24 protein-coding genes are annotated in these 23,227 nt (G+C 73.1%); 12 read left to right on the top strand and 12 right to left on the bottom strand.

Translation table 11 applies throughout. The features are described 5' to 3' along the window. Positions 1–17: 17 nt before the first annotated feature. The 5 genes from ACIPEP_RS08825 to ACIPEP_RS08805 form a co-directional block, all read right to left on the bottom strand. A complete protein-coding gene (locus ACIPEP_RS08825; protein ID WP_402717040.1) occupies positions 18–395 on the bottom strand; it encodes a carboxymuconolactone decarboxylase family protein in 378 nt (125 codons plus the stop codon). Positions 396–518: 123 nt separating this feature from the next. Beyond that, entirely contained in the window at positions 519–1,793 is a 1,275-nt protein-coding gene (locus ACIPEP_RS08820) for an LLM class flavin-dependent oxidoreductase (RefSeq protein ID WP_402717039.1), read from the bottom strand. Further along, the gene (locus ACIPEP_RS08815; protein WP_402717038.1) at positions 1,790–2,557 is read right to left on the bottom strand and encodes a hypothetical protein; all 768 of its coding nucleotides are present in this window, start codon (positions 2,555–2,557) and stop codon (positions 1,790–1,792) included. Before ACIPEP_RS08815 ends, ACIPEP_RS08820 begins: the two co-directional genes overlap by 4 nt. 141 nt (positions 2,558–2,698) lie before the next feature. Next, a complete protein-coding gene (locus ACIPEP_RS08810) occupies positions 2,699–3,922 on the bottom strand; it encodes an acyl-CoA dehydrogenase family protein (protein WP_402717037.1) in 1,224 nt (407 codons plus the stop codon). An 81-nt stretch (positions 3,923–4,003) separates the two neighbouring features. Beyond that, positions 4,004–5,488 (bottom strand): reverse transcriptase family protein, encoded by a 1,485-nt coding sequence (locus tag ACIPEP_RS08805; protein ID WP_229085346.1) that lies wholly within the window; start codon positions 5,486–5,488, stop codon positions 4,004–4,006. 97 nt (positions 5,489–5,585) lie between these two features. Here ACIPEP_RS08805 and ACIPEP_RS08800 point away from each other — a divergent pair, with 97 nt between their 5' ends. Beyond that, a complete protein-coding gene (locus ACIPEP_RS08800; RefSeq protein WP_083295328.1) occupies positions 5,586–6,302 on the top strand; it encodes an MgtC/SapB family protein in 717 nt (238 codons plus the stop codon). Positions 6,303–6,306: 4 nt separating this feature from the next. Next, positions 6,307–6,867: a histidine phosphatase family protein gene (locus ACIPEP_RS08795; RefSeq protein WP_402717036.1), complete on the top strand. Its 561-nt coding sequence runs from the start codon at positions 6,307–6,309 to the stop codon at positions 6,865–6,867. Between the two features lie 192 nt (positions 6,868–7,059). Here the strand turns inward: ACIPEP_RS08795 and ACIPEP_RS08790 are convergent, their stop codons facing one another. Together ACIPEP_RS08790 and ACIPEP_RS08785 are read right to left on the bottom strand one after the other, a co-directional pair. Next, the gene (locus ACIPEP_RS08790; RefSeq protein ID WP_402717035.1) at positions 7,060–7,869 is read right to left on the bottom strand and encodes a DUF1684 domain-containing protein; all 810 of its coding nucleotides are present in this window, start codon (positions 7,867–7,869) and stop codon (positions 7,060–7,062) included. A 327-nt stretch (positions 7,870–8,196) separates the two neighbouring features. Then, a complete protein-coding gene (locus ACIPEP_RS08785) occupies positions 8,197–9,207 on the bottom strand; it encodes an aldo/keto reductase family protein (protein ID WP_071296510.1) in 1,011 nt (336 codons plus the stop codon). 190 nt (positions 9,208–9,397) lie between these two features. Here ACIPEP_RS08785 and ACIPEP_RS08780 point away from each other — a divergent pair, with 190 nt between their 5' ends. Both ACIPEP_RS08780 and ACIPEP_RS08775 read left to right on the top strand, forming a co-directional pair. After that, positions 9,398–10,045 (top strand): hypothetical protein, encoded by a 648-nt coding sequence (locus tag ACIPEP_RS08780; RefSeq protein WP_402717034.1) that lies wholly within the window; start codon positions 9,398–9,400, stop codon positions 10,043–10,045. A gap of 58 nt (positions 10,046–10,103) precedes the next feature. After that, positions 10,104–11,096 carry an SDR family oxidoreductase gene (locus ACIPEP_RS08775; RefSeq protein ID WP_402717033.1) on the top strand — a complete coding sequence of 331 codons (993 nt, stop codon included), beginning with the start codon at positions 10,104–10,106 and terminating at the stop codon, positions 11,094–11,096. A gap of 90 nt (positions 11,097–11,186) precedes the next feature. Here the strand turns inward: ACIPEP_RS08775 and rocD are convergent, their stop codons facing one another. Beyond that, positions 11,187–12,413, bottom strand: a complete 1,227-nt coding sequence (gene rocD, locus ACIPEP_RS08770; RefSeq protein ID WP_402717032.1) for an ornithine--oxo-acid transaminase — start codon at positions 12,411–12,413, stop codon at positions 11,187–11,189. Next, complete coding sequence (ddaH, locus tag ACIPEP_RS08765; protein WP_261646093.1) at positions 12,410–13,297, bottom strand: dimethylargininase; 888 nt, start codon at positions 13,295–13,297, stop codon at positions 12,410–12,412. Before ddaH ends, rocD begins: the two co-directional genes overlap by 4 nt. A gap of 246 nt (positions 13,298–13,543) precedes the next feature. Here ddaH and ACIPEP_RS08760 point away from each other — a divergent pair, with 246 nt between their 5' ends. The 4 genes from ACIPEP_RS08760 to ACIPEP_RS08745 are packed head-to-tail and all read left to right on the top strand — an operon-like array spanning position 13,544 to position 15,967. Beyond that, on the top strand, positions 13,544–13,981 hold the full coding sequence (locus ACIPEP_RS08760; RefSeq protein WP_070417337.1) for an Lrp/AsnC family transcriptional regulator: 438 nt from the start codon (positions 13,544–13,546) through the stop codon (positions 13,979–13,981). Between the two features lie 10 nt (positions 13,982–13,991). Beyond that, positions 13,992–14,372 carry a hypothetical protein gene (locus tag ACIPEP_RS08755; RefSeq protein WP_402717031.1) on the top strand — a complete coding sequence of 127 codons (381 nt, stop codon included), beginning with the start codon at positions 13,992–13,994 and terminating at the stop codon, positions 14,370–14,372. A gap of 3 nt (positions 14,373–14,375) precedes the next feature. Continuing rightward, positions 14,376–15,209, top strand: coding sequence for a nitroreductase family protein (locus ACIPEP_RS08750; protein ID WP_402717030.1), 834 nt, complete (start codon positions 14,376–14,378; stop codon positions 15,207–15,209). Next, positions 15,206–15,967 (top strand): YqjF family protein, encoded by a 762-nt coding sequence (locus ACIPEP_RS08745; protein ID WP_402717029.1) that lies wholly within the window; start codon positions 15,206–15,208, stop codon positions 15,965–15,967. The genes ACIPEP_RS08750 and ACIPEP_RS08745 overlap by 4 nt, the downstream gene beginning before the upstream one ends. Here ACIPEP_RS08745 and ACIPEP_RS08740 read toward each other — a convergent pair. Continuing rightward, positions 15,939–16,586, bottom strand: a complete 648-nt coding sequence (locus tag ACIPEP_RS08740; protein WP_402717028.1) for a hypothetical protein — start codon at positions 16,584–16,586, stop codon at positions 15,939–15,941. The genes ACIPEP_RS08745 and ACIPEP_RS08740 overlap by 29 nt on opposite strands. Positions 16,587–16,675: 89 nt before the next feature. On the opposite strand from ACIPEP_RS08740, the gene ACIPEP_RS08735 reads away from it, so the two are divergent. The 4 genes from ACIPEP_RS08735 to ACIPEP_RS08720 are packed head-to-tail and all read left to right on the top strand — an operon-like array spanning position 16,676 to position 18,836. After that, entirely contained in the window at positions 16,676–17,674 is a 999-nt protein-coding gene (locus ACIPEP_RS08735) for an SDR family oxidoreductase (protein WP_070417341.1), read from the top strand. Continuing rightward, positions 17,671–18,009 (top strand): hypothetical protein, encoded by a 339-nt coding sequence (locus tag ACIPEP_RS08730; RefSeq protein WP_402717027.1) that lies wholly within the window; start codon positions 17,671–17,673, stop codon positions 18,007–18,009. The genes ACIPEP_RS08735 and ACIPEP_RS08730 overlap by 4 nt, the downstream gene beginning before the upstream one ends. Positions 18,010–18,019: 10 nt before the next feature. Next, positions 18,020–18,607: a dihydrofolate reductase family protein gene (locus ACIPEP_RS08725; protein WP_336696843.1), complete on the top strand. Its 588-nt coding sequence runs from the start codon at positions 18,020–18,022 to the stop codon at positions 18,605–18,607. Positions 18,608–18,638: 31 nt separating this feature from the next. Continuing rightward, entirely contained in the window at positions 18,639–18,836 is a 198-nt protein-coding gene (locus tag ACIPEP_RS08720; RefSeq protein WP_070417343.1) for a hypothetical protein, read from the top strand. A gap of 46 nt (positions 18,837–18,882) precedes the next feature. Here ACIPEP_RS08720 and ACIPEP_RS08715 read toward each other — a convergent pair whose 3' ends face one another. Both ACIPEP_RS08715 and ACIPEP_RS08710 read right to left on the bottom strand, forming a co-directional pair. Further along, positions 18,883–19,614: a tyrosine-protein phosphatase gene (locus ACIPEP_RS08715; protein ID WP_402717026.1), complete on the bottom strand. Its 732-nt coding sequence runs from the start codon at positions 19,612–19,614 to the stop codon at positions 18,883–18,885. Next, positions 19,607–23,176, bottom strand: a complete 3,570-nt coding sequence (locus tag ACIPEP_RS08710; protein WP_402717025.1) for a proline dehydrogenase family protein — start codon at positions 23,174–23,176, stop codon at positions 19,607–19,609. The genes ACIPEP_RS08715 and ACIPEP_RS08710 overlap by 8 nt, the downstream gene beginning before the upstream one ends. Positions 23,177–23,227: the final 51 nt, after the last annotated feature.

Raw genomic sequence — 23,227 nt, 5'->3', positions numbered from 1 at the left:
TCGGGTGTGGTCGGTGGTCAGAGCTGGTGCGACGCGGAGGTCGCGGAGTCGGAGGGAGCCGCGGCGTCGGCGCCGAACTTGAAGCCGAGGCGGCCGTGGGCGAACCCGCCGCCGGCGCGGATGGCGGTGGCGACCCAGGCGGCCTCGGCGAGCTCGGCCTCGTTCGCGCCGGCCGTGACCGCGCGCTGGCTGTGGCCGTCGATGCAGTAGACGCACTGCGTGGTGATGCCGACCGCCAGTGCGATGAGCTCCCGGTACTTCAGCGGGATCTCGCGACCCTCGGCCCGGAACACCGACTCGTCGAACTGCACGAAGGCCGAGAGGATGTCCGGGGTCTGCTGCTTGTAGACCTTCGTGAAGGTCTTGTCGTGCTCGCGGTCGAGGTAGTCGGTCATGGTGGCGACGCTATGACCGACCGGGCCCGGGCACGACGGGTGTTGCGGAGCGTGACCGGGCGTTGCCCCGTGTGACGCGGCGGGCCTGGTCGCCACGTCACACGGCGTCACGCGGCGGGCGCCCTACAGCCCGCGCGCCCGCGCCCCGAGCCGCCCGCGCAACGTGACGTCCTCGTACTCGCGGTGGAACACACCGCGCCGCTGCAGGATCGGGACGAGCTCGTCGACCACGGTCTCGAGGCCGCGCGGGAACTCGTCGATCATGAGGTTGAAGCCGTCGGCGGCCCCGGTCCGGTACCACTCCTCGATGGTGTCGGCGGCCTGCTCCGGGGTGCCGACGACGATCCGGGCGCCGTACCCGCCGAAGCCGCGCAGGACCTCCCGGAGGGACGTGTTGTGCGCACGGACCCAGCGCACGACGGTCTCGTGGTACCCGAGCGAGGGGCCGTAGGTGACGGGGTCCACCTCGCGGTCGAGGATCGCCGCGGGGACCGGCGCGTCCGGGTCGAGGTCGGTGAGGTCGGCGTCGAGGTGCGTCCCGAGCGCCCGCAGTGAGTAGCCGTCCGGGGCGAGGGCCTCGAGCTCGTCGAACCGCTGCTGCGCCTCGGCCTCGGTGCTGCCGAGCACGAGCGACAGCCCCGGGACGATCGCCACGTCCGCCGCCCGCCGGCCGTACGTCCGGGCCGCCTGCTTGACGGTGCGGTAGTGCTCCCGGGCGGGCTCGGGCGTCAGCTCGACGGCGAACACGCCCTCGGCGACGCGCGCGGCGAGGTCCCGTCCGTGCGGCGATCCCCCGGCCTGGAACACCACCGGGTGTCCCTGCGCCGACGGCGGGACGGTGATCGTCCCCGCGAACTCGGTGAACTCGCCGTGGTGGTCGACGGGCACCCCGGTGGCGGCGGACCGCCAGAGCGCCTGCACGAGGTCGACGACCTCGCCGGCACGGGCGTACCGCTCGGGTCGCTCCGGGTTCGTCGCGACGCCGAAGTTCGCCGACACCGACCGGTCGTAGGTCGTCACGGCGTTCCACGCCACGCGGCCGCCGGAGACCGTGTCGAGGGACAGGAGCCGCTCGGCGAGGTCGACCGGGTCGTTGTAGGTCGTCGACGCCGTCCCGACGAGTCCGAGGTGCGTGGTCGCGTCGGCGATCGCCCCGAGCGCCACGAACGGCTCGAGCAGCCCGTAGGCGCGGACGTTGGGGTCGCCGAGCGCGGGGTGGTCCGCGAAGAACACCATGTCCAGCAGCCCGCGTTCGGCGGTCCGGCCGAGGTCCTCCCAGAACCCGGCGGTGAGCAGGTCGGTCGGCTCGACGTCCTGGGTCCGCCAGGCCGCCGGTCGCTGGCCGAAGCCCTGCAGGTTGACGCCGAGGACGAGCCCGGCGTCGGCGTCGGCGCTCATGCGCCGACCGGCGCGGGGACCGGCAGACCGAGCAGGTCACGCAGCGTCCGCCGGTGGGCACCGGGGCCGGTCGGGGTCCGGCAGGCACCGCTCGGCTCGGACGCACCGGCCCCGCCCGCCAACGGGACGAGCGGGCGCGCGGCTCCGCCGAGCACCAGGTCGGCACCCTCGTGTGCGACGTCGTGCCAGACCGCGAGGACGGGTTCGCTCTGCCGGCTCGACGGCGTCGTCAACGGCCCCCGGACCCGGTACCCGTCCGGCCCGCCGTCGTGGTCGAGCGGGAGGATCCGGGTCGTGTCGGCGAACCGGCCGGCCGCGCGGTCGCCGACGATGCTGTCGAGCGGCCACGTCCGCCAGAGGCCGCGCACCACCTCGGCGAACTCGGCCGGGTCGTGCTGCTCCCCCGTCGCCGGCAGGCCGTGGTCCCGCGCTCCGACGACGAGTCCGACCCGGGCGTCCAGGACGTGGTCGAGGGACAGCACCCGGCGGGCGACGTTGTACGGGTGCTCCCGGGTCGGGGCCGCGGCGACGAGCAGCCCGTGCGTGGGCAGGGCACGGCCGAGGGCGAGCGCCGCGGTGGTCGGGTCGAGCCGGTGGCCACGACCGCGTTCGGCGTCGAAGCGGTCGGTGCCGATCGCGACGACCGCGGCGCCCGAGGCCCGGATCCGGTCGGCGAGCCGGGCGATCCCACCGGGTCGGGCGACGGCGGCGGCGAGGTCGCCGTCCGGCACGGCGACGATGGTCGGTGCGGGTGTCTCGGTCACGGTGGTCCCTCCGTACGCGTGCAGAGCGGCCCGCCACCGTCGCCTCCCCAGCGTCCGTGGCGGGCCGTTGCCGACGACCGTACGGGGCAGCGCGGTCCCGGCGGGTGCAGGTGTCGTCCGGTTGCGCCTCGTGACGGCGGGTTACACGCGGTCGAGCGGGCTGGCGCCGTTCACGAGCAGGTCCCCGACGATGCGCCGCTTGTGCACGCGCGGGTTGTGCGACGCCAGGGTCCGGGCGTTCCGCCAGTGCCGGTCGAGCCCCAGGGAGCGGAACGTGCCGCTCGACCCGAGGGCGTCGAACACGAGCGTCGTCGCGTCGAGCACGGCGTCGCTGACCACCGTCTGCGCCTGGGCGACCGCGATCCAGCTCCGCTCGAGCGCGGCGCGCAGCACCGGGTCCGTCGAGGGGTCCGCGCCGGCCGCCCGGAGTCCGGCGTGGCGGTCGACGGCGGCGTCCACCGGTCCGAGGCTCGCGGTGAACGCGGCGTCGGCGGCGTACACCCGGGCCGCGACGGTGCCGATCGTGCTGAGCAGCTCGGGGTCGGCGGTCGGGTCCGTGGTCGTGCCGTTGTGGTGCCCGCGCTGCCGGGAGCGCAGCGCCTCGATCCCCTCGCGGAGCGCCGCACGCCCGATGCCGACGAGGATCGCGTGCATCACCGTCTGGTAGTACTGCTCCTGGTACGGGTAGCGCGTCGCGTACGGCAGGACCCGCTCGTCGGGCACGTGCACGTCGGTGTACGTCACGCTCCCGCTGCCGGTGATCCGCTGGCCGAACCCGTCCCAGTCGTCGCCGATCCGCACGCCCGGGTCGCGGGCGTCCACGAGGGCGACGAACCGTGCTCCGGCGTCGTCGAGCGCCAGCACCGTGATCCACCGGGCGTAGATGCTCCCCGTCGAGTAGAACTTCCGGCCGGTGACGCGCCAGCCGCCGTCCGGGTCCGGGGTGAGCCGCGTGCTGATGTCCGCTCCGGCCGGGTTCGGCGTCTCGCTCCACCCACCGCCGACGAACTCCCCACCACCGAGGCGTTCGACGATCGTCCGGTCGGAGGCACTCCCCTCGGCGTGCACCCGGTCCTCGATGAACGAGAAGTGGTTCCGCCACACGTGCGCGAGGTTCGGGTCGACCTCGGCGATCTCGGCGACCGCCCGGAACACGTCCGACAGCCGGGCCCCGACCCCGCCCCACGCGACCGGGGTGCGCCAGCGCGCGAACCCGGCGTCGACGAGCCACCCGAGCTGGTCGGTGGCGAGCCGTTCCTCGCGTTCCCGCTGCCGGGCGTCGAGGGCGATCCGCTCGATCACCGGTCGCAGCGGCGCGATCAGTTCCTCGTAGCGGGCGTCGGCAGGGATCTCACTCGGGCACATGGCGGCACGCTACCGGCGGTCGGGCGTCGTACCCGTGCCCGCTGCAACCCGGCGTCACACCCGCACGGGGACGGCCCTGGATCACCACGTGATGCGGGCGAACTCCTCGTGCAGGCGCCGTGCGCGTCCGGGGTGGACCTGCTCGACCCACCCGATCCGCCCGAGCAGGTGCGCCCGGAAGTCGGGGTGCCCAGCACGGTTCTGCGACGCCGGACCGTGCTCGGCGGCGTTGTGCAGGATCGCGTGCAGCCGGTCGACCTCGCGCCGACCGGGCGACGTCCGGTCGTTGACGACGACCCCGGTGACCGACTGCCGTGTGCCCCGTCGCCGCACCCGGGTCTTCGACGGGTTCAGCCGGAGTCCCTGCTCCGTGACGATCCGGTCGACCCCGCGGAGGAACGCGTCCGGTCGTGCCGCGAGCCGCTCGTCGCCGCTGAACGTCAGGTCGTCGGCGTACCGGGTGTAGACCGCGCCGACCGAGGCCGCCCACCCCGCGAGCCGCGCGTCCAGGTGCCGGAGTGCGGTGTTCGCCAGCGCCGGTGAGGTCGGCGCGCCCTGCGGCAGGTGGGCTTCGCGGAGCATCGCGCGCAGCGCCTGCCGTTCCTCGGGGCTGCCGCCGTCCGGCATCGCGCTGAGGACGTGCACCGGCACCCGGTGCGTGCACACGCCGGTGAGGACGTGTGCGAGCGGCTCCGCGAAGCCCGCCGCGCGGAAGACCCCGTACACGGTGGGCGCGGTGACGCTCGCGAAGAAGGACGTCAGGTCTGCCGTGACGACGATCTGCCGCCCGGTGTGCGCCGCGGCTCCGGTCACGACGCTCCGACCGCCGACGAAGCCGTGCGCCGCGTCGTGCACCGGCAGCGCGGTGAGGAGCTCGTCGAGGATGGTCCGCTGCGTCCGGCGGAGCATGTCCATCGGCTTCTCGAGCAGCCGCGGCGTGCGTCCGGGTCGACGGATCCACTCGCAGCGGTGGTGGTGGAGTGGGCTCGACGGCCCCGGTCGCCGGTTCCACGAACGGGTGTCGGCGAGCCAGAGCAGCCGCCCGACGGTGAGGTCGAGCTCGCGCGCGAGCTCGGGCAGCGTGTCGACCAGCAGTCGGCTCGCGGTCTCCGGACGCGCCCGGACCGCGGTCGCCCGGCGCGCGACGACCCGGACCGGTCGGCGCGCCTCGCGTGCGCGGTGCAGCTCGGCGAGGCGCGGCGACGCCTCGAGCACCGCCGCGAGCTGTCGCGGTGCGTCGACCGGTGGTCGCGGGTGTGCCGCGAGGGCCGCCGCGACCGCGAGCCCGACGTAGGCGCGCTCGACGCCGACCACCGCCCAGCCGGCGGCGGTCAGGTCGTCCGGACCCCAGTGCTCCGCGGTCAGGAACGCGTCGGCGAGGGCACCGGCGACGACGGTCAGTGGCGTGGGGTTCCCGGGGGACCCGTCGGTGCCTCCGTGCGGCGTCGCGCGCGGAGCGCGCCGTCCCGCTCGGGGCGTGTCGTCCTGCTGGTCCTGCGTGCCCCGGGGTGACCCCGGAGAGGTCGACGCGTCACGCGCGTCGGCCGCCTCCCCCGGGAACTCCACGCGCTCACCCTACGGCGACCCGCTGACGGACGGGAGGCGCGGGTCGGGCCCGCACCGCGCCTCCCGTCCGCCGAGTGCCGGCGTATCGTCGGTCGGCGTGACGATCCAACAGCTCACGGAGCCCCTCGCCGGACAGGGGTGGGTCCAGATCGGCGAGGTCCTGCTCGCGTTCGCCCTCGCGTCGCTCATCGGCCTCGAGCGGCAGCTCCGGTCGAAGAGCGCCGGCATCCGCACGCAGGCGATCGTCGGGACCGCGTCGGCCCTCATGCTGCTCGTGAGCAAGTACGGGTTCAGCGACGTCCTCGTGCCGGACCACGTCGTGCTCGACCCCTCGCGCGTCGCGGCGCAGATCGTCTCCGGGGTCGGGTTCCTCGGCGCCGGGCTGATCCTCACCCGGCGCGGAGCCGTCCGGGGCCTCACCACGGCCGCCGCGGTGTGGGAGACCGCGGCGATCGGCATGGCCGCGGGCGCCGGCCTCTGGCTGCTCGCGCTCGTCGTCACCGCCCTGCACTTCGTCGTCGTGTTCGGCTACACCGCGATCGTCCGCGCGCTGTCCCGCTCCGCCGAGCAGTCGATGACGCTCGACGTGGTCTACGACGCCGGCCGCGGGGTGCTGCCGGACGTGCTCGCCCTCGCGACCGCCGGCGGGTGGCGGGTCGCCCGGCTCGTGCGGCAGGACACCGACCGGGTCGACGCCACCGCGGTCCGGATCGACGTCGCCGGCCGTGCCGAGGGGTCCCTGCTCATCGCCCGGATCGGCGAGGTCGACGGTGTGCGCGTCGTCGACCCGTCGGCCGCCGACGACCTGGAGTGACGCCGTGCCCTCGTTCTTCCTGACCCACGCCGAGGTGGTCGTCGACCCCACGCGGCCGATCGAGTCGTGGGGGCTCTCCCCCGACGGGCGTGCCCGCGCTGCCGGAGCCGCGGCCGTCGCCTGGGGCCCCGGGGTCCAGCGGATCGTGTCGAGCACCGAGCAGAAGGCGGTCGACACGGCGGCGATCCTCGCGGAGGCCGTGGGGCTCGTGCCCTCGACGGACCCCGCGCTCGGCGAGATCGACCGGAGCGCGACGGGCTACCTGCCGCCCGCGGAGTTCGACGGGGTCGTCGACGCGTTCTTCGCCGCGCCGGAGGACTCGGTGCGCGGGTGGGAGCGCGCCGTCGACGCCCAGGACCGCATCGCCCGTGCCGTGCGGGCGTTGACCGACGCCGGCGACGTCACGATCGTGTCGCACGGTGCGGTCGGGGCGCTGCTGCTCGCCGATCTGCGGGGCGTGCCGGTCACCCGGGCGCTCGACCAGCCGGGGATGGGCAGCGTGTTCTCGTTCGACCCGGGCGCGTGGCGGGCGACGAGTGGTTGGGCCCGCGTCGAGGTGCCCTGAGCCGGGCGTCGCCCGCGGGTGCGTGTGCATGCTGCGACATCGCACCCGTCGATCACCTGGTGGAGTGTCGGACGATGCCCGCGCATCCGATGCACGTGCATGGTGCGACGTTCCGCGCGTCGATCCGGTGGTGCGGTGTCGAACACCGCGCGCCTTGCACCCCGCGCCGCGCCGCCGCGCCGCCCGCGCGCCTCACGCCGGCAGCTGCTCCCCCGCCTCCACCGCGACGTCGAGCCGGTTCTCCGCCGGCGGCAACGGGCACGTCGCGTGCGGCGTGTACGCGCACGGCAGGTTCGTCGCCCGGTTGAAGTCGATCGTCGTCGCGCCCGACGCGTCCGGCGCCGGGACGTCCAGGCTCCGGTTGGCCGCGTACGTCGTCACGCCGCTCGTCCGGTCGGTGAACAGCACCAGCAACCCGTCGCCGTACCCGTTGAACGCCAGGAGCGACCGCGGCCCGTCGAGGTCGAACGTCAGCACGCCGGGCGCCTCGTACACGTGCTGCAGCCCGTCGACGACCGACCCGACGGTCACCGAGCGGGGCGTGTCGAACGGCTCGAAGTGCGCCGCGACCGCGAACGACGGGTCCGGCGAGTACGACGGCGTCTCGGTGTACCCGGTCCGCGTCGGGTTCGAGGGGTGCCGCGGTCGGAGGACGTCACTGCCGCCACGCCGGGCGACCTCGATGAGGACCCGCTCGTCGCCGTCCTGCCACGCGATGGTCGTGCTCGACCGCTCGGGCAGCGAACCGAACCGGTGCGTGCCCGTCACCGCGATGCCGTCGACCTCGATCGACTCGCCGTCGTCGAGGGTGACGACCGGTCCCGCCTCCGAGGTCGACCACGCCCCGGGCGCGTCCTCGAAGCGCTCCGGCGTGCCCGTCAGCCACCGGATGCTCGTGATCGCGAGGAAGCCGTGCGCACTCGCCCGGGCCGCCTCGTGGGCGTCGTGCCACGCGGCCCACTCGGAGCGGAAGTCGGCTGCGGTCGGCGTCGTCGTGGTCATGCCACGACGGTACGTCGTGTCACGGCCGGGTGGCGACGCACGTCGTCTCCGGACGTCACGCGGTGTGCGCCACCGGTTCGGGAGGCGGGGGGGGGGGGGGGCCCCGCCCCCCCCCCCCCCCCCCCCGGGGGGGGGGGCCCCCCCCCCGCGGGCCCCCCGCCGCCCCCCCCCGCCGGGCCCCCCCCCCCCGCCGGCGCCCCCCCCCCCCCCCCCCCGCCCCCCCCCCCCCCGGGGGGGGGGGGGTGTTTTGGGGGGGGGGCCCCCCCCCCCCGCCCCGGGCGGGGGGGGGGGCGGCCCCCCCCCCCCCCCGCCTCCTGGGACGGGCACCTACGCCTCGCGCGTCTTCGGGCTGCTCTCCTCGGTCTTCGCCGGGTCGCGTTCGACCACCGAGCCGAGGGCATCATCGATGCGGGACAGCAGCTCCGCGGGGATCGTCACCCCGGCAGCGCCGGCGTTGTCGTGCACCTGCTCCGGACGCGAGGCGCCGATGATCGCGGACGCCACGTTCTGGTTCTGCAGCACCCAGGCGACCGCGAGCTGCGCCATCGACAGGTCCAGCTCGTCGGCGATCGGCTTGAGCTCCTGCACGGCGGACAGCACCTCGTCGCGCATGAACCGCTCGATCATCTTCGCGCCGCCCTTGTCGTCGGTGGCGCGGGAGCCCTCGGGGAGCGGCTGACCGGGCTGGTACTTCCCCGTCAGCACACCCTGCGCGATCGGGGACCAGACGATCTGCGAGATGCCGAGTTCCTCGGACGTCGGGACGACCTCGCCCTCGATGACCCGCCAGAGCGCCGAGTACTGCGGCTGGTTCGAGATGAGCTGGACGCCGAGGTCGTCGGCGATCTCGTGTCCCGCGCGGAGCTGCTCCGCCGTCCACTCGCTCACGCCGATGTAGAGCGCCTTGCCCTGCCGGACGACGTCGGCGAACGCCATCATCGTCTCCTCGAGCGGCGTCTCGTAGTCGAACCGGTGTGCCTGGTAGAGGTCGACGTAGTCGGTCTGCAGCCGCTCGAGCGAGCCGTTGATCGACTCGAGGATGTGCTTGCGGCTCAGGCCGGTGTCGTTGTGCCCCTTGGGTCCGGTCGGCCCGAACACCTTCGTGGCGATCTCGAGCGACTGGCGTCGCTCCCCCTTCAGTGCCTCGCCGAGGACGGTCTCGGCACCGGTGTTGGCGTAGACGTCGGCGGTGTCGAACGTCGAGATGCCGACGTCGAGCGCTGCCCGGACGCAGGCGATCGCCGCGTCGTTCTCGACCTGGGAGGCGTGGGTGAGCCAGTTGCCGTAGGTGATCTCGGAGACCTTGAGGCCCGAGTTGCCGAGGTAGCGGTACTCCATGTGCGTGTCACTCCTGTCGTGGCCGCGTCGGTGCGGCTCCGTCGGCGACGGTAGTCCTCGGGACCTCCGTACGAGCAGGTGACTGTACGCTGATGTTTCAGGAGTGGCGGGGAAAGACGAAACCCCGGCGATGTGGCCTGGGCCAGGGATCGTTCCGGGGTCTTCGTGGACAACGGTAGCAGACAGGGGTGTGATGCAGGAAGACGAGCTCGAGCGCTTGATCACGCCCGATCGGCTCCGTTCGTACACCGAGCGGACGGGGTCCTCGACCGGCGCGTTGCGGCTGTACGAGTGGAACATGCGCGCCGCGGCGTCGGTCATGGAAATCACGGGCGTCGTCGAGGTGGTCGCGCGCAACGCACTCGACCGCGAACTCAGCGATTGGGCGGCGGGTCGCACCGGGGGCCCGTGGTTCGACGTCGCTCCGCTCGACGGCCGCGGCAGTGCAGACCTGGCGAAGGCTCGAGCACGTGCGAGTCGGAACGGACGTCTCGACGAAGTCCACGGCCGGGTCATCGCCGAGCTCACCTTCGGGTTCTGGCGGTACCTCGTCGAATCGCGGTACCACACGTCGCTCTGGGTGCCGGATCTGCACAGGGCCTTCCCGCACGGGCCGGACAACCTCCGCGTGCGGCGGAGCGAGGTGACGCGGCGACTGCAGCAGCTGCACTTCGTGCGGAACCGGGCGGCGCACCACGAACCGATCCACGCACGTGACCTGCAGCGGGACCACGACTACGCGCTCGAGCTGCTCGGCTGGATCAGCCCGCACGCGGCGCTGTGGGCGGCGGACACCACCTCGCTCCGAGCCGTGCTCCGCGCCCGTCCCGACGGGTAGGTGCAGGATCGGAAGAGTTGCGGTGCAGTGGTGCACCGCCGGGAGCGAAGGAGCGTCCATGTCGGGAACCAGCGTGCTGTTCATCGGCGGCAGCGGGGTGATCAGCGCCTCCTGTGTCCGCGAAGCCGTCGAGCAGGGGTTCGACGTCACTGTGCTCAACCGGGGGACCACCGGGGGCAGGCCGATCCCGGAGGGTGTGACGCGCCTCCAGGCCGACGTGTCGGACCGGAGCGCCCTGGCGGAGGTGGTCGGCGACCGCCACTGGGACGTCGTCGTGAACTGGATCGCCTTCACGCCGGACCAGGTGCAGGCCGACGTCGACTTCTTCGCCGGGCGGACCAGGCAGTACGTGTTCATCAGCTCGGCCTCGGCGTACCAGACCCCGGCGACGCACCTGCCGATCACGGAGTCGACGCCACTGAAGAACCCGTACTGGCAGTACTCCCGGGACAAGATCGCGTGCGAGGAGTTGCTGATGGCGGCGTACCGGGAGCAGGACTTCCCGGTGACGATCATCCGGCCGTCGCACACCTACGACGAGACGAAGCTCCCGCTGACGGGCGGCTGGACCGCGGTCGCGCGGATGCGGGCCGGCAAGCCGATCATCATCACGGGCGACGGCAGCTCGCTGTGGACGATCACGCACAGCCGGGACTTCGCGGTCGGGTTCACGGGGCTGCTCGACCGGGCCGAGGCGATCGGCGAGGCCTTCACGATCACGAGCGACGAGGCGCCGACCTGGAACCAGATCGCGCACGAGATCGCAGCGGCAGCAGGCGTCGAAGACCTGCGGATCGTGCACGTGCCAGCGGATGCGATCAACGCCGTGGACCCGGAGTGGGGTGCGGCGCTCCTCGGCGACAAGGCGAACAGTTCGGTGTTCGACAACAGCAAGGTGCGGTCGCTCGTGCCGTGGTACCGGCCGCGGACGCTGTACCGGCAGGGCGTGCGCGAGGTCATCGCCTGGTACGAGGCGAACCCCGACGCGCAGGTCGTCGACGAGCGGCTCGACGCCCTGATGGACGAGCTGGCGGCGCGCTGGGCGGTGTGACGCGCGGGGCGTTGCGGCATTTGGTGAGCAGAAATGGTCGGGTCGCCCGAGGGCACCCGACCAATTCTGCTCACGAAGCGAGCGCGGAGCTCAGGCTCGCGCGCGCAACACCTCGGCGAGGGCGCCGATCGCCAGGCGCACCTCGTCGTCGGTGACGACGAGCGGCGGCGCGAAGCGGATCGTCGACCCGTGCGTGTCCTTCACGAGCACCCCGCGGTCGGCGAGGTCCTGCGCGATCTGCTTGCCCGTGCCGAGCGCGGGGTCGATGTCGATGCCCGCCCAGAGTCCGGCGACCCGGTGCGAGACGACCCCGGAGCCGACCAGGTCGTCGAGCAGCCCGCGCAGCAGCGGTTCGCCCTCGAGCGCCCGCTGCTGGAACGTGCCCTCGTCGAGCATCGCCACGACCTCGGAGCCGACGGCGGCCGCGAGCGGGTTCCCGCCGAAGGTCGACCCGTGCTCGCCCGGACGCAGGACGCCCAGCACGTCACGCCGACCGACCACGGCGGACACGGGGACGATCCCGCCGCCGAGCGCCTTGCCGAGCGTGATGAGGTCCGGGCGGACCCCGACGCGCTGCACGGCGAGGGTGTGGCCGGTGCGACCGAGCCCGGACTGGATCTCGTCGGCGACGAACAGCGCGCCGAACTCGTCGCAGATCGCCCGGACGTCCGGCAGGTAGGACGGCGGCGGGATGACGACCCCGCCCTCGCCCTGGATCGGCTCGAGCAGCACGGCGACGACGGTCTCGTCCATCGCCTCGCGCAGGGCAGCGGCATCGCCGTACGGCACGGTGCGGAAACCGGGCGTGAACGGCCCGAAGTCGTCGTGCGCCGACGGGTCGTCCGAGAACGAGATGATCGTCGTGGTGCGACCGTGGAAGTTCCCCGAGGCGACGATGATCGTGGCGCGCTCGGCGGGGACGCCCTTGACGCGGTAGCCCCAGGCGCGGGAGACCTTGATCGCGGACTCCACCGCCTCGGCACCGGTGTTCATCGGCAGGACCATGTCGGTCTCGGTCAACGCGGCGAGCGCCGAGGCGAACGGCCCGAGCTGGTCGTTCACGAACGCGCGCGAGGTCAGCGTGACCCGGTCGAGCTGCGCCCGCGCGGCGTCGAGCAGCCGGGGGTTGCCGTGACCGAAGTTCACGGCGGAGTAGGCGGCGAGGCCGTCCAGGTAGCGCTTGCCGTCGACGTCCGTGACCCACGCGCCGTCGCCCGACGCGATGACGACGGGCAGCGGGCTGTAGTTGTGGGCGAGGGAGCGTTCCTCGACGGCGAGCGCCGCAGCGGTCCGCGAACCGAGCGACGAGGCCGTCATCGCGCGACCGAGGTGCCGGTGCCGACGGGGTGCAGGTCGAGCGTGCAGCACTTCACGCCGCCGCCGCCGAGCAGCAGCTCGGACAGGTCGACGCCGATCGGGTTGTAGCCCTTCTCGCGGAGCTGCGACGCGAACGTGGTCGCGCGCGAGGCGATCACGACGTTGTACCCGTCGGAGTAGGAGTTCAGGCCGAGGATGGCGGCGTCCTCCTCCGTTGCGATGATCGCGTCGGGGAAGCGCTCGCGCAGGATCGCCAGCGACGGCTCGTCGAAGGCGCTCTCGAGGTAGGCGATGTTCGACGTGCCGTCCGCGGCGGGCTCCGGGTCGAGGACCGCGATCGCCGTGTCGAGGTGGTAGAAGTTCGGGTTGATGAGCTTCAGGGTGACGACCTCGCGGCCGTAGATCCGAGCAAGCTCCTCGTGCGAGGTACTGTCCGAGCGGAAGCCGGTGCCGGCGAAGATGGTGTTCCCGATGAGCAGGAAGTCGCCCTCGCCCTCGTTCGTCTCCTCGGGCTCGGCCACCGTCAGGCCCGCGCTGCGGAACCAGTCCATGTACGCCGGACCCTCGGGCTGACGCTCGGGGTACTGGAACTTCGCGCCGTACGCGACGCCGTCGAGCACGAACCCGCCGTTGGCCGCGTAGACCATGTCCGGCAGGCCCTCGATCGGCTCGATGTACGAGATGTCGAAGCCGAGCTGCTCGTAGACGTCCACGAGGGACTGCCACTGCTCGACGGCCTTCGACGTGTCGGTCGGGTCCTCGGGGTGCATCCACGGGTTGATCCGGTAGCTGACCGTGTAGTGCGTCGGCTTGCACATCAGGATCGTCCGCTTGGTGGCGGTACGGGCCGGTGCATCGGTGGTCGAGGGTGCGGTGTTCGACATCAGTCCTCCTGAGAAGGGACCGGGGCCCGAGCCTGCCAGGAACCGAAACGGAACGAAGGAGATGTGCTCCGGCGAGATGCAGGCTCACTCGCCGTAGCGGACCAGGTCGACGCCACGTCGATCCTGACACAGACCGTCCGGCAAGTGCAGTACCGGGAGCGAAGCGCCGTGGCACCCGTTCGGGTGACGCACGTTTCGTGCGCCGAACCCACCGGGTGTGCAAGAAGTCCGCGTACCATGGGTGCAATGGATTCGCTCGACCACCGCATCCTGGATCAACTCCGGGAGAACGCCCGCGCCGGCTACGGCGACATCGGGTCGGTGGTCGGACTCTCGGCCTCCGCCGTGAAACGTCGCGTCGACCGGCTGGTGGGCGACGGCGTGATCCAGGGCTTCACGATCAAGGTCGACCCCGCCGTCGAGGACCGCGGCACCGAGGCCTGGGTGGAGCTCTACTGCCGCGGCACGGTCTCCCCCGACGAGCTCCGCACCCTGCTCGACAGCGTGCCGGAGGTCATCGACGCCGGCACCGTCACGGGCAGCGCCGACGCCGTCGTGCACATGCGCTCGAAGGACCTCTCCGCGCTCGAGGAAGCCCTCGACAAGGTCCGCCTCGCACCCCAGGTGGACCACACGCGGTCCGCGATCGTGCTCTCCAAGCTGGTCAGTCGCGAGACCGCGTAACGTCCCGCACATGCGACGGATGTGGGCCGGGAGGCACGGATCGCCTCCCACGGGTTCGCGCACGGCCCGCCGGCTGGTCACCGCTGCGAGCGTCGCCTACGTCGCGAACTGCGCCTGGGGCACCGCCGTCGCCGTGCGGCTCATCCGGACGAGGAAGCTGCGCGTCGTCCACCACGGCCTGTTCGTCGTGACCGCCACGCTGACCGGGGTCGCGGCGACCACTCCGGTCTGGACGCGAGGCCGATCGGCGCTCTTCCTGCTCCCGGCGCTCGTGCCGCTCGCGGTCGCACCACGCACGAACCCGCGCTCCGGAGCACACTGGCAAGTCGCGGTCGCCGCGGCGCCGTCCTACCTGGGGGCGTTGCTCGCGGGCCGCCGAGCAGAGAGGTGAGCAGTGGAGCTCTTCGAGGCGATCAGACGCCGGCGGACCACCAACGGACCGTTCCTCCCCGACCCCGTGTCGCCCGAGCACCAGCGGGTGCTCATGGAGCTGGCCGGCCGGGCTCCGTCGCAGCTCAACAGCCAGCCGTGGCGGTTCGTCCTCGTCGAGGAGCGCGACACGATCGACCGCGTCGCCGAGATCAGCGGCTCGTCGATGACCCGGACCATGGCCGAGGGGACGTTCTTCGAGCGGTACAAGCCGTACTTCCGGTTCTCCCAGGCCGAGATGGATGAGCGGCGCGACGGCATGCTGTTCGACAAGCTCCCCGGACCGCTCAAGCCCTTCACGAAGCAGGTGTTCACGAAGCGTGGGCAGCTGCTCATGAACACACTGCGGGTGCCGCACACCCTCGGTGAGGAGAACCGGAAGCTCGTCGCCGGGTCGCCGCTGCTGCTCGGCGTGCTGCTCGACCGGTACGAGTACCGGAAGGAGGAGCTCTCGGGCTTCTACTCGGTGTTCAGCATGGGTGCGGCGATGGAGAACATCTGGCTCGCCACCACCGAGCTCGGCCTCGGCATCCAGTTCGTGTCCTTCCCGATGGAGACCCCCGGGGCGTGGGAGGAGATCGAGGGACTGCTCCACGTCCCCGAGTCGCTCGAGCTGATGGCCGTCTACCGGATCGGGTACCTGCCGCCCGAGCGCCGGCGTCCCGCGATCGACTGGACGTCGAGCGAGCGGAAGCGGCCATCGCAGTACGTCTTCCGGGGGACCTGCGACACCCCGCAGCTGGGGTGGGACGACGCGCCCGTGGCGGGGCACATCGCCCCTGAGGCGACCACCTCGTGACCGCGGCCGTGCCCGCCGGGGGCGAACCGCGCCTCCAGGCCGTCGCACCCGGACTGACCGGACGCCCCTGGATCTCGCAGGACTGGCTCGACGTCGTCTTCGTGCACTGGCGCGTCGACGTCTCGGCGGTGGCGCCGCTGCTCCCCGCCGGCACCCGGCCGGACACCCTCACTGCGGACGGCACCGACGACGGGGAGACCACGTGGGTCGGCCTCATCGCGTTCCGGTTCGAGGACACCCGGTTCCCGCCGATCTCGACGGGGCGGATCGGGGACTTCGTCGAGGTGAACGTCCGCGTCTACACGATCGACGACGAAGGGCGGCACGGTGTGGTGTTCCTGTCGCTCGACGCCGGCAAGCTCCTGCCGACGATCGGCGCGCGCGTCGCGACCGGTCTGCCGTACTGGTGGGCCGATGCCGAGACGCGGAACGACGACGGCCGCGTCGGGTACGCGATGCGACGACACGGGACGCACCTGCGGTCCCTCGTCGAAGTGCGGGTCGGTGCGGAGGTGACCGAGCCGACGGCCCTCGAGACCTTCCTGACCGCGCGGTGGGGCATGCACGTGCACCGAGCCGGCCGGACCCGGTTCTGGCCGAACGAGCACGAGCCGTGGCCGCTCCACCGGGCCTCGGTCGTGTCGCTCCGGGACGACCTGATCGGTGCGGCCGGACTCCCGTTCGGCCTGGCCTCGCTCGAACCGGACTCGGTGCTCTACTCGCCGGGGGTCACGACGCGGTTCGGTCTGGGGCGCTGACGCCGGACCACGGCGGGTCCGGCGTCGCCCGGGCCGCGGCGCGGAACTGGTGGACGGCCAGTGCCGACCAGACGAGGACGAAGACGCCGCTCGCGATCCAGGACGCGCTCTGGGCCCTCGACAGGCCGTCGACCGTGAGGGCGACCGCGGCGAGGACCGCGCCGCACGTCCCCACGACGACGAAGGCCCACGCAACGGCGAGGTGGTCGACGCGGGGTACGGCGCGCGCCGTGGCGTACCGCATCGGGAGTCCCACCGCTGCGAGGAAGAGGCCGAACGGGATCCCGACGAGCACGGTCGCGATCGTGACGACGGCGGCGACCGTCACCGCGACGACGACCCGCGTGACGTGGCAGCGCCAGGAGGCCTCGACGGTCTGCTCGTCGTACGCACGCCGGTTCGCCACGAACAATGCCACGGCACCGACCGTCGTGACGACCGCGGCCGACACCCCGACGACGAGGGCGAACAGCCCGCCGAACGCGATGCCGAAGAAGACGTGCGCGCCGGCGAGGACCAGCGTCAGGGCCGGGAAGGTCCAGACCTCGCTCGGCCGGACGGGCGTGCTGAGGACCCAGCCGGGCGGTGCGTCCTCCGCTGGGGCGTCTCCGGTGTCCACACCGCCATCATGGCCGGTCGGTGCGGCCCTCGTCGCTCCGGGGGACAGCGGCTGAGTGGTGCACGGTCGACCGCAGGTACAAGGGAGCCATGACTCGAGTGGCAGTGGTGACCGGTGGTTCCGCAGGACTGGGACGGGCGACGGTGCGGGAGCTCGCCGCGCGGGGGTGGGACGTCGCCGTGCTCGCGCGGGGGCGGGACGGGGTCGAGGCCGCGGTCGCCGAGGTCGAGGCGGCCGGACGACGAGGGCTGGCACTGGTCGCGGACGTGTCCGACCGGGAGGCCGTCGAGGCAGCCGCGGACCGTGTCGAACAGGAGCTCGGGCCGATCGACCTCTGGGTCAACGGCGTGATGGTCGGCGTGTTCGGGCGTTTCATGGACACCGCACCCGAGGACTTCGAGCGCGCACTGCACGTGACTTACCTCGGCTTCGTGAACGGCACCCGGGCAGCGCTGTCCCGGATGGTCCCCCGCGACCGCGGGCAGGTCGTCCAGGTCGGTTCGGCCCTCGGTTTCCGGGGCATCCCGCTGCAGGCCGCGTACTGCGGGGCGAAGCACGCGATCGTCGGGTTCACCGAGTCGGTCGTCTCCGAGCTCCTCGAGCAGGGCAGCAAGGTGCAGGTCTCCCGCGTCGACATGCCCGCGCTCAACACCATCCAGTTCCAGTGGGTGAAGTCGAAGCTGCCACACCAGCCCCAGCCGGTCGCACCGATCTACCAGCCGGAGGTCGGCGCACGGGCGATCGCCGCCGTGGCCGAGCGGCCCCGTCGCCGCACCTGGGTCGGTGAGTCGACGGTCTACACGATCCTCGGCAACCGCATCAGCGGGCGGTTCGCGGACTGGTACGCCGCGAAGACGCTGGTGTCCGGGCAGCAGGACCCCGAGAAGGACGGCTCGGCGATCGGCGTGAACCTCTACGAACCGGTTCCAGGGGACCACGGGGCGCACGGGGTGTTCGACGACACCGCGCACGCCTGGTCGCCGCAGACCTGGTGGGTGGAACACCGCCGGCTCGGGAACGGGATCGTCGGCGCGGTGCTGGCCGGTGCGGCGGGAGCCGTGGCGCTGGCGGCGGGACGACGACGATGACGTCGGGCTCCGGTGTCGAGGCCTTCCGGGCCGCCGTGGGGATCGGGCACGCGGTCCGGGCCGCACGGGGCGGTGGGCAGCCGGTGCTGGACGTCGTGCTCGCGGCGCGGCAGCTCGCCCAGGCGGGGCTGGTCGGTCGCGCCGGGACTCCCGACGCACACACGCTCAGCGCGGTCGTGGACACCCTCCACGGCCTGACGATGGTGCCGCTGGCCGTCGCGGACCGGCGGCGGCGCCAGTTCGCCCTCGGCCAGCTCGGGATCTCCCTCGTGCTGGTGATCGCCGAGTGCGCGGCCGTCGGCAGCGGACGACGTGCTGTCGGAGGTGCTCGGTAGCGTCCCGGGCATGAGCACGACCTACTCCGTCGCGTCCTCGCTGGACGGGTTCGTCGCCGCGCCCGGCGACGACCTTGACTGGCTGCTGCAGTTCGGCTTCGAGCCGTTCCAGGAACACCACGACCGCTTCTTCGCGGGCGTCGGCGCCCTCGTGATGGGGTCGACCACGTACGAGTGGCTGCTCGCCCACGACGACACCTGGGCGTACCCGGACCTGCCGACCTGGGTGTTCACCACGCGCGAGCTGCCCGTACCGGACGGCGCCGAGGTGCACTTCGTCTCGGGATCGGTCGCGGACCACCAGTCGGTCCTCGAGCGAGCGGCGGGCGAACGCGACGTGTGGGTCGTGGGCGGTGGCCTGCTCGCGGCGCAGTACCAGCAGGCCGGGCTGCTCGACGAGCTCCGGGTCACGGTGATGCCGATCGCGCTCGGCGCCGGTGCGCCCCTGCTGCCGGTGGCCGCCCCCACGCCGGTGTTCGAACTGGTCGGCACGACGCCGTTCGTGGGCGGCGCGGTCGAACTGCACTACCGGTCGACACCGGCGGCCGGTGACACGGACCCGCACTCCGTCGGCCAGGATGCGCGCACCGACGCCTGACGCCCACCAGCCGCGGCGTAGCGTCCGTGCCATGAGCGACAACGAACAGACCGAGCCCGTCATGGACGGCGCCACCGAGGCGACGAACCACGAGAAGCTGCACGGCCTCATCGAGCAGGTCGACCACGACCACGCCGGCGAGGGCGCCGGAGCGATGGCCGATCACCTCCGTGACCGGATGGACGAGACCGGCGTCGTGGACGAGGAAGCCGGCGACACCGAGGACTGAGCCCCGCCGGACGCCACCGCGCGCGTCCGCGGACGGTGCCCGTCGGTCAGGCGACGTCCGCGCGGAAGGTGCGCAGCGCCTCCAGGTCGTCCGCGTCGAGACCGGCACGCTCGACGAACCGGTCCACGTCGAACGCGGCGAGGGCCGCGCGGAACGCCCCCTCGACCGTGGTGCCGTGCTCGGCGCACAGCGCCTCGATCTTCGCCTCGTTCGAGGGGACACCGATCGAGGCGAGCAGAGCCGGGGCGTTGTCGACCGTGACGAGGTGGTCGGCGACGATCGCCTCGGGTTCGACGCCGGCGAGGGACAGCAGGACGAGCGCGATGATCCCGGTGCGGTCGCGTCCGCCCGCGCAGTGGAAGAGGACACCGCCCGGTTCGGCTCGGGCGATCGCACGCAGGACGGAGCCGGTGCGCTCCGGCAGCTCGGCGAGGTGCGGGCCGTAGTACAGCGGTGTACCGACGAGCCCGGTCTCCCAGTACGCCTGCCAGAACGCGGGAGCCGCGTCGAGTCCGTCGTGGTCGATCACGACGGTCGTCACCCAGTCCGGCCGGGTACCGGTGTCCTTCTCGGTCTCCCACGGCGCGCGCAGGTCGACGACCGTGCGGACCCCCGCGTCGCGCAGCGCCTGCCAGCCGTCGGGGCTCACGCGGTCGACGTTCTCGGACCGGAAGACCTGCCCGGACGGGGTCGCCCCGCCGTCCTGCAGCGGGAGCCCGCCCAGGTCGCGGGCGTTGAACAGCCCCTCGGCGTGCAGGGTGCGATCGACGTCAGACATGCAGCTCCGCGAGGTCGGGGTCGGGGTCACCGAAGCGGTGCGCCGTGATCGACACCGTCTGTTCGCGCAGGAAGGGCAGCATCTCGATGATCCCGGACTCGACCACGGGGGCGTCGTGGATGGCCACGTCGACGCTGGCGCCGAGGGCTTCCTCGAGTGCGAGCGGGTCACCGCCCACGAGTCGGATCCGGGCGCCGGGTCCGCCGAACGCCGTGTGCGCCGGGCGGTCCTGCCCCTGGGCGAGCACGGCGTCGAGCGCATCCTGCTCGACCTCGTCGCCGGAGGACCAGTCCGGCCGGAACAGGTCACCGGAGGCGGCACGGCGGAGGAACTCGTCGTCCGACTCGACCAGGTGGTCGACGACGTGCAGCGGCGATCGGCTCGACGCGAGCAGCTGCGTGAGCGGTCCGGGGAGTGGCCGAGCCGTGCTCACGAGCAGGTCGGCCCGGGCGGCGGTCGCGGCGGCGAGCACGCGCACGAGGTCGCCGGACGAGGCGCCCTCGGCCTGCCGGACGATGACGGACTGCGGTCGCCAGCGCAGCACGTTCCGCTCGACGACGAGCCCGGCCGGATCGTGCGCTACACCGAACTCGGACTCACGTGCGCGGACGTCGCTCAGTGCACCGGCGCGCACCTGGTCGAACTCCTCGAACGACAGGCCGCTGCGGGCCGCCTCGATCACGGCGGTGACCCGCGGCGGCAGGCCGTGCAGCTGGATGCTCTTGTGCACGGTCCGGGGCGTGGGCTCCCACCGGCCGAGCGTCGCGACGGACATCGAGCCGCCGGGTTTCGTCCCGGTGCCGACCGACGAGCGCTTCCACCCGCCGAACGGCTGCCGGTGGACGATCGCGCCCGTGGTGCCGCGGTTGACGGACAGGTTGCCCGCGCGGACCCCGGCGATCCAGTCCGCGACCTCGTCGGTGTCGAGGGAGTGGAGGCCGGCGGCGAGCCCGTGGTCGGTGCCGTTCTGGATCGCGATCGCCTGGTCGAGGGTGTCGGCACGCATGATCCCGAGGACCGGCGCGAGGTACTCGGTCTGGTGGAAGTCGCTGCCGGGCCGGACACCGTCGCGGATCCCCGGCGACCACAGCCGGCCGGAGTCGTCGAGCGGGACCGGCTGCACCAGCCAGGACTCCCCCGGGCCGAGCTCGGTCAGCCCGGCGCGTACCGTGCCCTCGGGCTCGGCGATGAGCGGCCCCATCTGCGCCGTCGGATCGTCCGGCCAGGCGACACGCAGGGTGCGGGTGGCGTCGACGAGCTGTCGGCGGAAGCGCTCGCTCTCGCCGACCGCCCCCACGAGGATCACCAGCGAGGCCGCGGAGCACTGCTGCCCGGCGCGACCGAACGCCGACCGGACGATGTCCTGCACGGCGAGGTCGAGATCCGCACTGGGAGTGACGACGATCGCGTTCTTGCCGCTCGTCGCGCCGGTGAGCGGCAGACCTGCCCGCCACCAGCGGAAGGAGCGTGCGGTGTCGGCCGAGCCCGTGAGGACGATCCGGTCGACGGCGGGGTGCGCGATGAGGTCGCGGCCGAGCTGGTCCTCGTCGAGGTCGACGAGCTGGAGCAGGGAGTGCGGGACCCCGGCGTCCCAGAGCACGTCGGCGAGCACCGCCCCGGAGCGCTTCGCCTGGGGCGCGGGCTTCAGGACGACCCCGCTGCCCGCGGCGAGTGCGGCGAACACTCCCTCGGCCGGGTTCGCGACAGGCGACGTCCACGTCGGCGCCACGACCGTGAGGCGCGGCGGCACGTACCGGGTACCGTCGCCGTCGAGCACGGCCAGCCGCCGGGCGCTGTCGGCGGCATGGTGGGCGGAGTCGATCGCGGCACTCACGTCGGAGTCGGCCTCGCTGAAGGTCGCGCCCGTCTCCGCCGCCGACACCTCGATGAGGTCGGCACGCCGCGTCTCGAGCTCGTGCGCGATGAGGTCGAGGAGCTCGGCACGGTCGGACGGGTCCTGCCGTCCCCAGTTCACCCCGGCCTGCGCCGTCCGGGCGACGATGCGCTCGAGCTTCGACCGGTCGGCGACCTTCGACCCGCGGATCGTCTGCGCACCGAGCTGCGAGCGCGGCACCCGCCGGAGCACGTCGATCGCCCACTCGCGGTTCGCGGCGGTCGACGGGTCGGTGTCGGGTGCGTTCGTGAAGGCGTCGCGGTGCACGGGGTCGCCGATCGGGGCACGGCGGTCCTGCGTCCGGTTCGTGGCCGGCACCGGACCGGGAGCGTCGAGGGCCGCGACCGCCGCGAGCCACCGGCCGCGTTCACGCTCGAAGACGCTCTCGTCCTGACCGATGTCGCCCGCCGCGGCGACGAAGCCGTCCGGACTGGCGCTCTCCTGCAGCCGCCGGGCGAGGTACGGGATCGCGGCGTCGAACTGGTCGGGGTGCACGACCGGGGTGGAGACGACCACCCGTCCGACGTCGGCACGGACGGCGTCGGCGGACGCGGACGCCATCCCGAGCAGCACCGCGACGTGCACGCCGTCGGTGACGCCGCGGCGCTGGGCGAGGGTCCACGCCGTCGCGAGGGTGAAGAGGTTGTGGCTCGCGACCCCGATCCGGACCGCGTCGATGCGCTCCGGCGTCAGGGCGGCCTCGAGCAGCCGGAGGTGGGCGGTGTCGGTCTCCTGCTTCGACCCCCACGTGGCGAGGGGCCACCCGTGCAGGATCGCGTCGACCCGTTCCGTCGCGAGCGAGGCGCCCTTGACGAGTCGGACGGTGATCGGCGCACCGCCGCGGGCGCGCCGCTGCTGCGCCCAGGCGGTCAGGGAATCGAGTGCGCCGGCGGCGTCGGGCAGGTACGCCTGCAGCACCACGCCGGCGTCCAGCCCGAGGAACTCGTCGCGGTCGAGGAGCGTCCGGAACGCAGCGAGCGTGACGTCGAGGTCGCGGTGGTCCCCGGCGTCGAGCGTGACGGACTTCGCGGTCGGGGACGACGCGGCGAGCCGGTACAGGGGGACGAGCCGGTCCACCACCCGTTCGACGGTCTGGTCGAACGCCCACGCGGACATCTGCGGCACGACCGAACGCACACCGATCGACACGTGGTCGACGTCGTCACGCGCCAGCAGGTCCATCGTCGCCTGCAACCGTCGGTCGCTCTCCGCGCTGCCGAGCACGGCTTCGCCGAGCAGGTTCACGTCGACGACCACACCCGGGCCGCCGACCTTCGCGAGGGCGGGCCCGAGCTTCGCGTCGGTGGCGTCGACCACCAGGTGCCCGGTCATCCGCCGCAGGATCTTCCGCGCCGTGGGCACCACGGCCCACGGCGCCATGGTCGCGAACCCGCCGCCGAGCGTCACCGCGCCGCGCAGGGACCAGGACAGGAAGTCCGGGACGTCGCGGCTGACCTGCTCGAGGTTGCGGGCCACGACGCGCGGGTCCTCGGGGCGGATCACCTTGTCGACGAGACCGCGCGTGAAGTCCAGCCCCCGGTCGTCCCGCAGGGCCTCGGCCAGACGGACCGCCCCCGCGTCGGGCTTCGTCCCCGCGGACGCCGCCAGCCACCGCCGCACGAGGGCGACGGCGTCGTCGGTGCAGTCCTGCAGTCGGGCGCTCGGCATGCACCGATCGTATGCTGCGCCACCGACCGCACCTCGGAGCGAGCCGTGCGC

Origin of the sequence: Curtobacterium sp. NPDC087082 (genome assembly GCF_044745045.1) — a bacterium.
Classification (GTDB): domain Bacteria; phylum Actinomycetota; class Actinomycetes; order Actinomycetales; family Microbacteriaceae; genus Curtobacterium.
The sequence above is the reverse complement of the archived record's forward strand: the minus strand, read 5'-3'. Positions and strand labels throughout refer to the sequence as shown.

Bases quoted from the DNA above. Each gene is read 5' to 3' on its own strand.
- ACIPEP_RS08825 (WP_402717040.1), bottom strand. From the start codon at position 395: ATGACCGACTACCTCGACCGCGAGCACGACAAGACCTTCACGAAGGTC.
- ACIPEP_RS08820 (WP_402717039.1), bottom strand. From the start codon at position 1,793: ATGAGCGCCGACGCCGACGCCGGGCTCGTCCTCGGCGTCAACCTGCAG.
- ACIPEP_RS08810 (WP_402717037.1), bottom strand. From the start codon at position 3,922: ATGTGCCCGAGTGAGATCCCTGCCGACGCCCGCTACGAGGAACTGATC.
- ACIPEP_RS08790 (WP_402717035.1), bottom strand. From the start codon at position 7,869: ATGACCACGACGACGCCGACCGCAGCCGACTTCCGCTCCGAGTGGGCC.
- ACIPEP_RS08785 (WP_071296510.1), bottom strand. From the start codon at position 9,207: ATGGAGTACCGCTACCTCGGCAACTCGGGCCTCAAGGTCTCCGAGATC.
- ACIPEP_RS08775 (WP_402717033.1), top strand. From the start codon at position 10,104: ATGTCGGGAACCAGCGTGCTGTTCATCGGCGGCAGCGGGGTGATCAGC.
- rocD (WP_402717032.1), bottom strand. From the start codon at position 12,413: ATGACGGCCTCGTCGCTCGGTTCGCGGACCGCTGCGGCGCTCGCCGTC.
- ddaH (WP_261646093.1), bottom strand. From the start codon at position 13,297: ATGTCGAACACCGCACCCTCGACCACCGATGCACCGGCCCGTACCGCC.
- ACIPEP_RS08760 (WP_070417337.1), top strand. From the start codon at position 13,544: ATGGATTCGCTCGACCACCGCATCCTGGATCAACTCCGGGAGAACGCC.
- ACIPEP_RS08755 (WP_402717031.1), top strand. From the start codon at position 13,992: ATGCGACGGATGTGGGCCGGGAGGCACGGATCGCCTCCCACGGGTTCG.
- ACIPEP_RS08735 (WP_070417341.1), top strand. From the start codon at position 16,676: ATGACTCGAGTGGCAGTGGTGACCGGTGGTTCCGCAGGACTGGGACGG.
- ACIPEP_RS08730 (WP_402717027.1), top strand. From the start codon at position 17,671: ATGACGTCGGGCTCCGGTGTCGAGGCCTTCCGGGCCGCCGTGGGGATC.
- ACIPEP_RS08725 (WP_336696843.1), top strand. From the start codon at position 18,020: ATGAGCACGACCTACTCCGTCGCGTCCTCGCTGGACGGGTTCGTCGCC.
- ACIPEP_RS08720 (WP_070417343.1), top strand. From the start codon at position 18,639: ATGAGCGACAACGAACAGACCGAGCCCGTCATGGACGGCGCCACCGAG.
- ACIPEP_RS08715 (WP_402717026.1), bottom strand. From the start codon at position 19,614: ATGTCTGACGTCGATCGCACCCTGCACGCCGAGGGGCTGTTCAACGCC.
- ACIPEP_RS08710 (WP_402717025.1), bottom strand. From the start codon at position 23,176: ATGCCGAGCGCCCGACTGCAGGACTGCACCGACGACGCCGTCGCCCTC.